The organism is Mesorhizobium sp. M0833 (assembly GCF_040319905.1).
Lineage (GTDB): Bacteria > Pseudomonadota > Alphaproteobacteria > Rhizobiales > Rhizobiaceae > Mesorhizobium.
In genome coordinates this window covers 107446-120929 of record NZ_JAMYOQ010000014.1, presented here as the reverse complement: position 1 = coordinate 120929, position 13484 = coordinate 107446, and the positions used below count along the sequence as shown (strand labels likewise).

General features: G+C 59.4%; 10 protein-coding genes and 1 tRNA gene. 6 read left to right on the top strand and 5 right to left on the bottom strand.

The window, feature by feature from the left end; genetic code table 11:
• Positions 1–18 precede the first annotated feature (18 nt).
• Complete coding sequence (locus tag NKH98_RS17855; protein WP_352900208.1) at positions 19–882, bottom strand: BrxR family helix-turn-helix transcriptional regulator; 864 nt, start codon at positions 880–882, stop codon at positions 19–21.
• A 103-nt stretch (positions 883–985) separates the two neighbouring features.
• Between NKH98_RS17855 and NKH98_RS17850 the strand changes: the two genes are divergently transcribed.
• From NKH98_RS17850 to NKH98_RS17835, 4 genes are all read left to right on the top strand, one after another.
• Positions 986–1222, top strand: coding sequence for a DUF2188 domain-containing protein (locus tag NKH98_RS17850; RefSeq protein WP_352900205.1), 237 nt, complete (start codon positions 986–988; stop codon positions 1220–1222).
• A 140-nt stretch (positions 1223–1362) separates the two neighbouring features.
• Entirely contained in the window at positions 1363–2619 is a 1257-nt protein-coding gene (locus NKH98_RS17845; RefSeq protein ID WP_352900202.1) for a nucleotidyltransferase domain-containing protein, read from the top strand.
• Between the two features lie 22 nt (positions 2620–2641).
• A complete protein-coding gene (locus tag NKH98_RS17840) occupies positions 2642–3307 on the top strand; it encodes a hypothetical protein (RefSeq protein WP_352900199.1) in 666 nt (221 codons plus the stop codon).
• Positions 3308–3351: 44 nt separating this feature from the next.
• Positions 3352–4485: an SAVED domain-containing protein gene (locus NKH98_RS17835; protein ID WP_352900197.1), complete on the top strand. Its 1134-nt coding sequence runs from the start codon at positions 3352–3354 to the stop codon at positions 4483–4485.
• A gap of 91 nt (positions 4486–4576) precedes the next feature.
• Here the strand turns inward: NKH98_RS17835 and NKH98_RS17830 are convergent, their stop codons facing one another.
• From NKH98_RS17830 to NKH98_RS17820, 3 genes are all read right to left on the bottom strand, one after another.
• A complete protein-coding gene (locus tag NKH98_RS17830) occupies positions 4577–5740 on the bottom strand; it encodes a hypothetical protein (RefSeq protein WP_352900194.1) in 1164 nt (387 codons plus the stop codon).
• A gap of 743 nt (positions 5741–6483) precedes the next feature.
• Positions 6484–7998, bottom strand: a complete 1515-nt coding sequence (locus NKH98_RS17825) for a hypothetical protein (RefSeq protein ID WP_352900192.1) — start codon at positions 7996–7998, stop codon at positions 6484–6486.
• Positions 7991–10363: a phospholipase D-like domain-containing protein gene (locus NKH98_RS17820; RefSeq protein WP_352900190.1), complete on the bottom strand. Its 2373-nt coding sequence runs from the start codon at positions 10361–10363 to the stop codon at positions 7991–7993. Before NKH98_RS17820 ends, NKH98_RS17825 begins: the two co-directional genes overlap by 8 nt.
• A gap of 452 nt (positions 10364–10815) precedes the next feature.
• Between NKH98_RS17820 and NKH98_RS17815 the strand changes: the two genes are divergently transcribed.
• Positions 10816–11622, top strand: coding sequence for a hypothetical protein (locus NKH98_RS17815; RefSeq protein WP_352900188.1), 807 nt, complete (start codon positions 10816–10818; stop codon positions 11620–11622).
• Positions 11623–11720: 98 nt separating this feature from the next.
• A complete protein-coding gene (locus tag NKH98_RS17810; RefSeq protein ID WP_352900278.1) occupies positions 11721–12239 on the top strand; it encodes a helix-turn-helix domain-containing protein in 519 nt (172 codons plus the stop codon).
• Positions 12240–13196: 957 nt separating this feature from the next.
• Here NKH98_RS17810 and NKH98_RS17805 read toward each other — a convergent pair.
• Positions 13197–13281 (bottom strand) — tRNA-Leu (locus NKH98_RS17805).
• Between the last annotated feature and the right edge of the window lie 203 nt (positions 13282–13484).

Here is a 13484-nt window from a genome sequence, read left to right as displayed (position 1 = left end):
CGCTTCCCCCCGCTGCCTTCACAATTGAATCTCCGCCTTCTGCAGCGCAGCCTCGGTTTCTTTGCGGTTTAGTGCAACTATGTGCTGCGTGCGCGCACTCTGCTTCGCTGCATCGCCAAGCAACCCCAACCGCCGGAGAACATAGAAAAGCATGGCATACCGGACAGAGAGGACGCCGCTTCCGTGGTCAAACCCATAGTCCTTGGCGACGACCCTCTTCTGACTGTCCGTCAGGTCAGGGTGTGGCCCGATGATGATGTCGAAGTAGTTGTTCCACGACCAGTCAAGGTCAGCTGTTCCGCCCGGCTCGTCCCTGTCCCGCACCTCGAGAATTCGGGGCAGGAGGAAATCCTTGAACTTGTGGGTGAGATGGCAATAGGCCCGCGCGTGCCAGCGAGATCCGTCATAGCCGAAGGCGTGAGGGGTGATCCGGCGCCAGATTGGATCGGGACGGTCTCTGTTCATCGACTGATAGAAAACTTCGATCGATTTGCCGTCTCGCACCGTGTCGAGAACCTTGCGTAAGACCTCGATGTCGATGTCCCGCTTTGGCGTCAGCGCGACGTCGACTTTGGGAGGTCCTGCAATCCACGATTCTTGAGACGCCACGCTACGTTCGGCGACTGAACGGAGCTGCGAAAGATAGATATAAGGATCGGGATCCAGAAAGCGTAGCACGAACTTCTCCGCCGCAACATAGCGCTTGCCACGCGTATCGTACTCCATGTTTCCAGGCGCCCGCTCCTGATAGAGCGTTAGATCTTTCGACGCCTGAGGAACCGATACGCCAAAGAACTCCACGATATCAGCGCGATTGATCGCGCCCTCCCAGAAAAGACGAAACTCAATAAATTCAAGCCTTTGCTCGACACCCCAGCGCATTTTGCCTCTTATAATGGGAGTAATAACTATTCTGACTTGACATTTCGTCCGAATAGTTCTTATATGAATTCCATCGCCGAGTCAAACATCCGGGAGGATTGAAATGCCCGACCGATACGTCACCAAGCATCCGCGGGGCTGGGCCGTCAAAGCCCCAGGCGCCGAGCGTGCGAGCAGCGTTCACGGTACCCAGCGTGAAGCCGAAAAGGCCGCAAAGCAGACGGTCGGCAATCTTGGAGGTGGCGAGGTCCGCATCCAGGGGCGCAACGGCCGCTGGCGCGACTCTGACACCGTGCCGCCCGGCAATGACCCGAATCCGCCGCGGGACAAGAAACACTAGTCGCGAGCGGGTGGCACGGCATTGAAACGGAGCCAGAAAGACCGGGCCTTTGCCGACGCACGCATCCAGAAACCTATCCTTCAACCGCAATTCTTCGACTCGTCTGCCGAGGAATTCGTTCCCTCACCATAGGTGATGCCATGACCTTGCACGACAAGCGACTTGCGAAATCCCACGACGATATCCTGGAAGCGATGGCGGATGCGCTCGACATTCCGCCCTCCAAATTGGAGGAGGCGAAGAGCCGTTACGAGGCGCTCGGCAACTGGCTCGACCGCCCGGAGTCGACCCTCGCGGCCAATGACCCCGCGATCTCGCCGCAAGGTTCCTTCCTGCTCGGTACCGTGACGCGGCCGTTCACCGATGCCGAGGAATATGACGTCGATCTTGTGTGCCGGCTCGAAGCGTCCAAGGCCGACTTCACGCAAATGAGCCTGAAGGAGGCAATCGGCTACGAGGTTGGGCTCTATGCCAAGGCCCATGGCATGGCCAAGCCAGATGAGAAGCGGCGTTGCTGGACCCTTAATTATGCCGACGGTGCCCAGTTCCACATGGACATCCTGCCCGCGCTGCCAGACGCCCAGCGCTACCAGACGAAGCTCCTTGAGCAGGGGTATCGTAGCGTTGCGCTTGATGGCACGCTGAGCGGGCACGCCATCGCCATCACCGACAAGACGTTGCCGAACTATGATCAGCCAACGGAGGATTGGCCGCAGAGCAATCCAACCGGCTATTGGGCCTGGTTCCGGAGCCGGATGCTAGTGCGCCTGACGGAAGCCAAGCGCGCATTCGCCCACCGCGAGCGGATTACCGCCAGCGTCGACGAAATCCCCGACTACAACGTAAAAACGCCATTGCAGCGTGCAATCCAGCTTCTGAAACGGCACCGCGACTGCATGTTCGTCGCTGACAGCGAGCACAAGCCAATCTCGATCATCATCACCACGCTTGCAGCTCACGCCTACAACGAGGAAGCCACAATCTCGACGGCGCTTCAAAGCATTCTGACCGGTATGGATTGTCATATCGAAGAACGCGGCGGTACCGCCTGGGTGGCCAACCCGGTCAATCCCGCTGAAAATTTTGCCGACAAATGGGCGGAAGAGCCCAAGAAACAGCAGAACCTTTACCGTTGGCTCGATCAGGCGCGGCAGGATTTTGCGCTCTATCTGCGGGCAAGCCCGTTCGACAAAGTTCCGGAGTTGCTGCGGGAGCATCTCGGTGCCGGCCTGGTCGATCGTACGATTGCGGCAGTACTTCCCGTGACCACGGTTAGTCTGCCGGCACCCACCATCGCCAGGGACACATCTGGTGCCGATGACATGGCGCGCGCCGAACGTGCCGTCGAACAGATCAACCGCACCGGGCCGCAGTCGAAGCCTTGGGCCAAGTCGTAGGCGAGCGTCCAAGTTGTTGGCGTTGGAGGAGGTCAAGGCTGCGATCGCCTTTGATCAGCCGAAGCTGCGCGCCTCGGTCGATGGTCAGACGATTCTTGTCGAGGGTGCCTATCTTGTATTCGAACAGGACGTCATCGCGGCCCCCGATGGCGCTATCGCCGAGTTCCAGATTCGAATGGAGTTGCGCGTGGTCTATCCACGCCATGAACCCAAGGTCTTCGAGGTCGGCGGGAGAATTCCGCGTATACCGGACCGCCACATCAATCCCGACGGTGATTGTTGCATCACGGTCTGGGAGAACTGGTTGGTCACAGCCAACGATCATTCCTTCCGTAGTTTCCTGGGTGGCCCGATCAACGAATATTTTCTGGGGCAGTTCTGGTTCGAAAGAACGGGAAAATGGCCGTTCGGCGAGCGGGAGCATGGTACGCCGGGGCTCGAGGAAGCTTACTCAGATGCACTCGGAATCGCGAACAGGCGAAAAAGCCTTCTCTACCACGTTCGTCTGCTGACCCAGCATTGGCCGAAGGGTCACTGGCCATGTCCCTGCGGAGGCGGTTTGCGCCTGCGCCACTGCCACCGTCACGATCTGATGACCATGCATCAACGCGTCCCGCCAAACGTAGCGCGGCGCATGTTGCGCAAGCTGAACCCAGACAAGCGGGAAACGCGAAGCGTTGGATTCTAGCGTCTACTTTCCGTCCCGCAGAACTATTGAAGAGGCAACCGCACGTGGCAAAAACACAAATTCCAAACAAGATTCAAGTAGCTCTCTGGGCCAAGGCTGGAGGACGATGTGAGTACCGCGGTTGCAACGAGGATCTTATCGGCGACCTGATTGCCGGCCGTGAGGATGGGAAGTTCGGCTTCATCGCGCACATCGTCGCCGACAGCGCAGACGGACCGCGCGGGGACCAAGTTCGTTCGCCGGCGCTCGCCAAAGACCTGAACAACATGATGCTACTATGCGCGAAGCATCACAAAGGCGTGGATGTGGACTATCTCGCGGATCATCCGGAAAGCGCCCTTCTCGAAATGAAAGCGGAGCATGAGGATCGGATCGCCATCGTGACAGGAGTGGCGCAGGAGCGTGCTGCGCATGTGATCCGGTTTGCGGCCGATATCGGCCAACGGGACGCTCTTGTGTCGACTCGGTCGATCTTCATGGCTATGCCGCCGGATCGCCACCCCGCTGAAGGTCGCACGATCGATATCGAGCTGGTTGGATGTGACTATGCCGATCACGAAGAGAAGTACTGGACGATCCAGCAAGACAATCTCCGGCGCGTCTTCGCTCGAAAGGTGAAGGAGCGGATCGAACAGAAGGAGATACGGCAGCTTAGTGTCTTTGCCTTGGCACCGCAGCCGCTTCTCATCGAGTTGGGCCATCTTCTGGGAGATATTGTTCCGGTGACAGTACATCAGAGATATCGTGAGCCAGCGACATGGCGGTGGCAGCCCGATCAGCCGGCAATTTCATTTCGCGTTGGCGAGTATTCAGGGCCAGCAGATAAGACGATCGCTCTTAAGCTGGCGCTCAGTGCGACCGTAACGGACGAGCGGATACACGCTGTGCTTGGCGATGATGTGGCTATCTGGTCTTTGACAGCGGAAGGTCCGCACAATGACATCATGTGCCGTCCAGAGGATTTGGTCGAGTTCAGACGCCACCTGCGGCATCTCTTTGATCAGATCAAAGCTGTTCATGGAGAGAGTGCCGTCATCAACGTCTTTCCCGCCCTGCCGAACTCAGCGGCAGTTGAGGTCGGGCGCGTTCGAATGCCGAAGGCCGATCTGCCACTCCATCTCTATGATCAAAATCGATCGGTCGGCGGTTTCGTTCCGACCCTGACAATCACGAGCTAAAGCATCGTGCCGTTGCGTGCAGGCACGCTCTGGTGCGGATTCGCATCAGCGGCAGATCAACCAATTTGCTGCTGAAGCAATGCGGCATTCGTCAGTTCGAAGGCTCACCGAGATGAGTCATGATCTGACCGGACCGAACTGGATCGAGCCGGTCGGCCTCCGCAAGTGCCCATCGGTGCCATGCTTCAAGTGTCGAAGCGTCGATATCAACAGAACCTTCATCGATCGCGCGACAGACGCGCTCAACAAGCGCGCGAATGTCTTCAGCTTGACGTAGCAACTCTCCGCTGTTCCGCAGGTTTTGCAGGCGCTTTTGGTTAAGTTGGGCCAACCGTTCCTGACGCTGCTTCTCCTTTTCAATCCGCTCCCGCTCTGCACGCTCCTCGACTTCCCGCAGGCTACTCCGGAACTTCTTCTCGCCCGCCACGATGATCGAAGCAGCGATCTCGGCGATCTTTGACTCAAGCTTTGCGTCGCCGCCGTCCTGCCACGAGACCGTATTCTTGCGGTCGAAACCTGGATCGATCCGCAGCGCGAGCGGGGTTGATGCTGGCAGGTCTGGCGCCGGCCGCACGTAGCCCTGTTGACGCACGGTGCGGTGGCTGCCGACTATTCCGATGTCCAATCCAAGATATGTGTCGCCGATGGCTGCGCGCGCGTGAATTTCTCCATCGTGCTCGTAGGCATCACCGTCATGGCCGCGCTTGCTGAGCACCAAAAACAGCGCATTGAAAATTTTCAGCCGACGCTTGCCCAGTGGATTGTCGAACTTGGGTTCGTCAAAGGTCCACTGGCGTTCGGCATTTTTATCGCGGCGCCGCTGCTCCTGCTTGAGCAGTTGAACGAGCCCTTTGTGGGGCCTGTCCAACGTCTGCGGGACAGAAACTTTGCCAATCGCCTGCAACTCTTGTGCGTGGAGTTCGTCGAGGTCTTCTGGAACCAGAGCGGATGCAAATGGCCCATTGGATGCAAGAGGGGCTGCAATCGACAGCACCTTTTTGAAGCGGGCATCGACACTTGCTCGGCCCAATTCACCGGGGCGCCTTGGTGGCGCTTTGGGTAGTGCTGGCACCCTCTTTCCGGCACGGATTTTGTTCCAATATCCTTGCGGCGGCGACGCGACTCCGCATCGCGTCAGCAGCTTCTTCAGCCCGACGTCGGACAGTTCCAGCTTCGCCGCCAAGTCCCGCATCGGTGCAGACCAGGCGAACGCAATCAGATCGTCAGGCAACACAAGAATGTCTTTCTGCCACACGGCGGCTTACCTCCATTTTGTTCAGCCAGGTTGCTTTTGGCACGCCATCGCAGTGTCGATATGACAGGCTGGCCAGAGCAAGCTAGCGGCAAATCTGGCAACTCCAACGTGCCCTGGATCGCGCCAGCAATTCGTGTGCATCATTCGGGCAACTGCAGATCGGCTGCAGCTCAGGCAACGCGCTCGGTGAGCATCGGCAGGACGCTCTAGACGCGATCTGTTACTTTTCGCAGTGCCTCGCGCAGCAGCGGGCAGCCGGGTATTGCCGCGTGGCAGAGCGCGGGTTTGGTGTTGTGGAGGGAGGGACGCGAAACACGACCGAAGACCGATGGCAAGATAAAAGGGAGCACATTGCGCTGCGGTTGGGTCGTTGTTTTTCAATGAGTTAGACAGTGATTTCGCAATGTGTGCATGTTTACTGCACATTGCTAGGATTGCCATTTGTCAGCGATTTCCGTGGTTTAGTGCAATGTGCGGTGCATCGGGCCGCGACTGGCGGGAGCCGGAGCCGGGAAGGTCGGGGCGTCCGGGGGCGACGGCTGGCGAACGGGTGACCAAATTGCTTGCTAGGGCTTCTAGCGCACATTCTTCGAATCAACATGTGCCAGGTGGCAGGCACCTGGCTCGACCGGCAACAGACGCAAAGTGTTCGACCAGAATCCGTTCGACTTTGACGACGCGGTCAAGCAGATGGGGTGCAGTTTGCGAAACCCGGTCGCGCTGCGCTGGCGTGGAGGACGAGGTCAGGCCGCCAGCTCCGGAAGGAGGCCGCACTCCGCGGCCAGGGAGATAGCCGTTTCGATCCTGTCCGGAGTGGGCGCGGGACTGAGTCTGCTCCTGCCCGGCAGCGCCGTCCAACCACCCTCTTCCATCACCAGCTTGAGGCGCAGGATCGTCTTGCCGCCGCCGCGCGCGTCCTGCAGTCCCCTTCCTACGGCCCAGTATACATGCTGTGCTATCGCCCATGTCTCGATCGCGTGACGGATGAGTTCACGTGCCTCCACCTGTCGGCGGGCGTTCGCTTCCTTACCCGCCCTTCGCAGTGGCAGGCGGTCTTCCCGGTCGAAGGTTTCCGGGTCTTGCGGCGTGTGAGCGATGCAAAGGGCGAGCGCTTGCGCGATCGCTGCTGCGAGGCCTTCCCTTGTTTGGCTGCGTAGTGCATCGGCGATAGCCGTCGTCGCAGACGATGGTGGTGTTGCAGGGTCCGTTCCGTCCAGCCAATCCGAGGCAGGTCTTACCCCGTCGATTGCGGCTTCGGCGAGGAAGGCGGAGACCAGTGCTGGGGTCCCAAGCGGTCCGTCCGACTCCGCCAGCCTATCAAGCGTCCACGCTAGCAGGGACTCCACGGAGTAGCGGAACAGCTGCCTGTATTGGAGCCTTCGCCACCGCGCCGCCGCTGTCTCCAATCCCTCGGGGACTTCGAAGCCGGGGTCCTCTCCCGCGAGAGCCGACCTCACAGCTTCGGTCGAACCCTGTTCTGGGCGGCCGGCTGCGTGCAGAAGTAGCTTCAGGCCTTCCGCCCGAGTCGCCGTGGCAAGATCGCCAGTCAGGGTTCTCGCTGCATGTCTGCGCTCTTCTTCCGTTAGTTCGTCGGGCATCCATGCCGGCGCCCAGGCCAGTGCTTCTTCTCTCGTGACTGTCACCGGGCCGAAACTCGAAAATGCAGGGTGGCTAAGCCGGTCGGCAATTCTGGCTTCGAATGAATCAAGCGCTGCATCGACGTCGGTTGGCGGCACAAGAACCTTTCCGTTCACGTCATTGCGTGCGAGCCAGCCGAGGGCCTTGAGGCCCGGTCCGTAGTTCACTGCGGCGGAGAGCGACGTGCTGTCCGCGCGACCTTCTCGGAACGCTTTCCACGTCGCTCCGTGAAAGTCGATTTTCTGCGCGCCAAGCAACTGCCCCATGGCCTGCCGTCCTGGAAGATCCGTCTGGGATGCTGAGATGAAAACAGACCAAGCGAAGATGACCTCGCAGCGTGCTACGAAGTCTTCAAGGACCGTTGCGTCAGTATCCGGTCTGCCTTCGGCCTTGGCGAGCCTCAGCGCGCGCCGCCACGCCCATGAGACAAAAGAGAACGGCCTAACGTGTCTTGCGACGTTGTTCAGTCCGTCAGCCACTAGGTTCATAAGGTCGAAGTTTGTCTGTCGGAGGCCGCATGGATCTACCGAGGAATGCGCGATTTGCGTGTCGTCGACGACGCTTGGTCCATCCGCAGCACTCGCCTCGGACAGGATTTCGGCCATCGTACGCTTAGCCATCGAAACCCTCCGGCAGAACGAGAACTTTCTGGCAGCAGTTGGCCGATCGGGCCACGCCCAGGCTTCTTAGCCTTCCCTGCTCCATCTTGGGGAGTGTCATGCGGCGGTTACAGCACCATCCCGTGCCGCTCATTATATGAACGCGGCGCCGAGCCGTTTCGGATGCGAAAGCGTCTACCAATAGCCGCGATTCCGAGGGACAGGCGTCGAGCAACTCGGCATACCCGTCCCGAGGCATGCCGTTTGTCAGCGCAACGGCGTATGCTCCTGCCTGCTCGCGCCATGTCCTGATCTCGACGATCCTGACCCAGGCCGCTTTGTAGGCAGCCACGTGGCCCATCGCGGCGATGAACGGTTCTGCTGGCTTTTCGGAAGGACAGTCTCCGTCGAGGTCTCCTCTAGTCGTTAAGAAGCGCTGGCGCGCTGCCCGCGCTGCGTCCGGGGACGGATCAGGTCCGCACAAGGCGAGGATCGCCGATGCAGCCTCTTCGTCCAGAGGTCCGTCTGGCGCAGCGGCGCAGTAGGTATCCACCACCCGCTTTAGCCAATGTTCTGCCTTGGCTGCGGTTACTCGGTCGGCAAGCCTGTCACATGCATATGCCACGAGGGTCATCGCCCTCAGCGCAGTCTCGCGGCTGGCTCCCTTCGCAAGCATGGCGTCGATAACCTCGTCGAGAACTTCGAGGGGATCTCGATTGCCTCTGCCATTGCCCTTTCCGGTCTTCGGCTTCTTTCGGCTGTTGCCCGGTTCAGGTTCGTCTTCGTTATCATCGCGTCCGATTGGACCGCGGCGCTCCTTAAGCGCGGACAGAAGCGCATCTACGAACCTAGCCCAGCCCCGGCGGGCTTCCCCGCCGCCCGGCTTCGCCGTAGCCGAGCCGCCGCTGTTCCACAAATCCGATGTAGGGATCATGGAAGGCCCTGTCTGCTTGGGTCCCGCGCTCCCTCCGCCTCCAGCGATCTCGGGCCGGAGAAAGCTAGGATTGTCGTGTGCCCATTCAAGCAGCACGCGAAAGTCGTCCGGCGTTTCGGTGCCGCCGAGAATAGCCGTGAGACTGGCAGCAGCCTTTCCTGCAAACCGTCTCAAACCGGTAATGGCCGAGAGAGACGCGAACCCCTCCGCGGCGCTCTGTCCCGCCTCGACCCTGAACACGACGCGCCCGCCTCGCAGAGACGCGGCCTCGAAGCCGGGAATCGCGACGCTGAAGCCGGCGTCATCTTCAAGGAAGACATCGGCAAGCGGCTTCCATCCTGCTGGACCATAGTGAAAGAGCTGGGCAGCACCTACCATCCTTGGCGAAAGCACGCGTCCCGTGATTGCGTCGCCAGTTACGGATGCGCGAAGCACACCGGGCGGCGGGCCGTCGTCTTCTGCTTCGTTTTCTAGCGGGAGCAGGGGTAGCGGCACCGGGGCGGGAACAAGATGCCATCTGACAGTCGAGTTGCGCTGCACGCGCGCCACGCAGGCCTCGACGTTGAAACCAGTCAGGGCCGCACCGGAGGCGTTCGCGCTTCCGGAAACGATAAGCCTGCCGTTTCTGCAGGACACTTCGAATGCCTTGGCGTGCAGCTTCCTGTTTGCCGTATCCGTAAAGGGTTCGGCCGCCACCGCAACGACCCGGGACGTCGCGCCGAGCGGCCAATTGGCTCCTGCCGTGCCTCGCACCGTACCTCCCGCATGCGCGTGAACGTGCACTTCCCCCAGCTTCAACCGACTGCACAAATCATCGACCGCTGCGCCGCCGTCCCAGAAGGGCGCGGCAACCGTTAGCCGGGTCGCGCCGCCGAGTTCTTCAGCGATGTCCTCCATGGATTGGGCGATGCTTCCCCCGAGGCTATGCAGGAAGCGCACCGAGCCATCCCCGCGTCCGCGGCCTGCCGCGCGGCTGAGATCTTGTGCGAGGGACGTGCATGCTTCCTGCGCCCCGTGAACAATTCCTTGCTGGCCGCCCAGCAAGTCAAAGAACCGCGCAGCCCCGTTGAAGGCGTCGGCAGCAAACGAGGGATGAAGGTGCTCGGCCGTCTCGAGGCTGCGGCCCCAACCGCTGAAGGTAAGGTTTCCAGATCCGACGATGAGATGGCAGTCCTCGTCAGATACGAAGACAGAAACCTTGGGGTGAAAGACCCCTTTGCTGACGGAAACGGGTTCGATCTCGTAGTCGCGGCCTACGCGTTGCGCTCCCTGTTCGCTCAGTCCGGATCGGATCCCTTCAACGTCGGCGAGGATAAGTGCTTCATGGCTGCGCCCCCGCACGAGTGCATCGAGAACGACGGATTCGAAAAACGACAGGCTGAGCGCGTAGGTGGTGAAGACCGCCTTTCGCCACGGCTGGATTCCTGCGATCTCGGCAGGTTTGAACCCCAAGTATCGTCCCCCCTGGACCCTATACACCGAGCTTTATAGCATCGATAGGCTAAGAAAGAAGTATCGTACAACCATTGGGGGAAGCAGCAATATTGCTCAATCTAGTAGTCAGAGCGTACTCGGAAGCTGTGGTCGAGCCGGCATGACCGAGGCGGATTGTTTCCAAAACCGCAACTGCCACACACCGACTACAAGGAGAAAACGGACAACAGAGCGAGCGGTCGAGGTTGGCGCATCGCTGCCTGGAACGCATATTGTCCACTATGATTGACGGTGCGGTACAAACGGGCCGACAGCTGCAACGCCGTCAGTCGTTTTTGACCTCTTGCGCCTTAACGCCACGACGCTCCGCATATTCAATCAGTGCGAGCTCTATGACAGCGGTTACTGAACGCCGTTCGGTCACTGCGAGTTGTTCCGCCAGAGCTAGCACAGATGGATCTAGACGCGTCGTGAATGGTTTTTTCGTCATTTTCGCTGTGCGGCTTGCATTCGGCCTCGAAAAAGTTCATAAGGGTTGCACGTGCAATGCACTTGCATCGCGCGACGACCGACCAGAGTGCGAGAACACTCTGTTCGGCCTGACCACAGCCAAGCTGTTGGGAGCTCGGATCATGGCTGATTCCGACAATAGCACGCCTTTGTCTTTCGTCACTCGTCGGCAGCTACTTCCTCCAGAGGCTTCGACCTCGGGATCGCAGCTAGAAGCAGTTGCTACCCGTAAGGAATTAGAAAGGGACCAGGCGACCGATCCAGCGGTGGCGGTGTGGCGCAAATGGCAAGCTGCTCACGAGGAGACTGAACGGCTGAGCCGTGAGCAGCAGCGGTTGGAGCGAAAGCTCACAGAAACGGTCGGCTTTCCCAATGTGATGATCCAGTTGTCCGATGGCAGGACCGCCACGCTACGTTCACTTGAGGCGCTTCGCGATGTACTTCGCGTCGGTTCTGTCGACGTGACGGTCGGTGCGAAAGCTGAGGCTGATTTGGCGGCTCATCAGGCGCGCTGGGATGTTTCTGACCGGGCGATTGGCTATTCTGCCACGTTGCGCGCTGAAAGTGAGGCAGCTGATCGCGCGGAGGTGTTGCTTGAAGCATTGTCGGAAACGCCGGCTATCTCCCTTGCCGGTGTGGCAGCGAAACTTGACGCCATACTCAGAGAAGGGCAGCCGTCCAAGGACGATGCCGAGTTTCCTTGGCCACAAATCCGCTCGGTCCTGGAGGATATTCGTCGGATCGATGGGCAGACAGAACCAAGCTGACTGCACAAGGTCGTTTCGAGCACTTGGCAGCTCCCATATCATTCGGAAGTTTGGCGAGTCTCGCACAGGGACCTACCGCGACCAACTTTCTAAGTGGAGTGATACAATTGAGAAAGGCATCGGCGGAATCGACACGCCCCCGCGTCTTCCAAGCATGGCCAAAGTCTGGAGCCGGGAGTAGCCCGCATCCCGCAGATCAGCACGTCGGCAGGCAGATCGCGACAGTTCGTGTCCAGTCGGACGTATCGCAAGCCGAGCTTGCCCGATCCATAGGCATCAGCTTCCAACAGCTTCAGAAATACGAGAACGCGAGGAACCGAGTGAGCGCTTCCATGCTCTATGAGATCGCGAGGTCGCTTGGCGTCCCTGTCAGCCGGTTTTTCGAAGGCCTGCCGGGAAATGACGAGACCGGTGGTAACGCTTCACCTCTGCCGGTCGATGAGCGCATCGACTTTATCGCCAGCGCGGAGGGCCGGCGCCTGATCGCAGGGCTGATGGAGCTTAGTCCACGGGTGCGTGGTCGGGTGGCGGCCGTGGTCTCCGCATTGGGGGAGGAATTAGCAGGGCCTCGACGCGAACAGAAACACTATGGCGACCGACGAACCCATGTCTGCTGACCGCAAAACCGCTTGATGAGTGGTTACAGCGGTTTCGTAGCAACCAGCGAGTTCGTCTGTAGGTATTCAAAGCGGGCCGGTTCCCATGCCCCAGCTTCGCACCGGCCATCTATTGCCTCCCTCCTTTGCCTCTACCACAAAGTGAAATTCCCTGAATCGCTTAGCCTCGAAGCGAGGCAGCATGTCGGAAAATTGCGCCCTGGTGACGTCAAGAGAGAGGCTTAACGATGCCAGATGATCGGATTCAAAAAGAGCGCCCGCGTCGCGATGTTCCGTCTTCATGGGAGTTGGGGCCATGATCATGACGACGCCAGGCCATCTGAAAGCTGATTCGGCACAATCAGCAAAGCGGGTAGTATTACATAGGTGAACTCGACTGATTGGCGGGGCGGGCCTGGCTGCACGACCTGGCCAAAATTAATGTTGGCTGAGCCGACGATCTCACCACGCCATTCGCCGGCAACAAGTGGCGGCAGTTGAAGACGGTTTGCCTTTTTTCGAACTGTCATTCCCTAGGTTTGCGTCAGGAAGCCGGGAACAACAACACCGCTACCTCAACCCTACACCTGTAGCCTCGACGGACCAGCAGTCCGGTTCGTGCGAACCTGATCGTGCCGAGTGTTGACCAAGAGGAAAACAGGAGGGCCACCATTCGCCATGCTGCGATATGGCTCGAAGGAATATCCGTTCTTCCAAAACCGGCTGAATTCTGGAATCTAAGCCGGTGCCGCCGCGTCGGCGAAGCCTAAAAAGCAAGCGATTTCAATTGGATGGAATGGCGCGCCCGAACAGATTCGAACTCCTGACCCCCAGATTCGTAGTTAGAATCTGAAGAATGTTGCCGCCTCGCCGCGCTTCGAACGCGGGCATTCCTTCGAGGGTCGCAGTGTCAAGTTACCGATGCGAGCCGAATTGGATCCAAACGTCCAGACTCTGGAATGCCATTGATTTAAGAAGTGGTGCGGGTGGTCGGGCTCGAACCGACACTCCTTTCGGAACTGGATTTTGAATCCAGCGCGTCTACCAATTCCACCACACCCGCGACAACCACCAGGTCCATTCGCGGTCTTTCGAGACCCCGCGACTCCTGTGTGGCTCCTGGGACGCGTATGTGCCACAAGGTATTCCATCAAGTCTATAGCGATTTCCCAGACAGCGGTGGTGGGGCCATGCAGTCTTTCGCGGGCGGAGATACGCCGATGACAGGCCAGCGGACGGTGGCGCTGTTCCACATGTCCAGCCTGG

Coding starts and splice junctions, on each gene's coding strand:
- NKH98_RS17845 (WP_352900202.1), top strand. CDS start 1,363: ATGACCTTGCACGACAAGCGACTTGCGAAATCCCACGACGATATCCTG.
- NKH98_RS17850 (WP_352900205.1), top strand. CDS start 986: ATGCCCGACCGATACGTCACCAAGCATCCGCGGGGCTGGGCCGTCAAA.
- NKH98_RS17825 (WP_352900192.1), bottom strand. CDS start 7,998: ATGGCTAAGCGTACGATGGCCGAAATCCTGTCCGAGGCGAGTGCTGCG.
- NKH98_RS17855 (WP_352900208.1), bottom strand. CDS start 882: ATGCGCTGGGGTGTCGAGCAAAGGCTTGAATTTATTGAGTTTCGTCTT.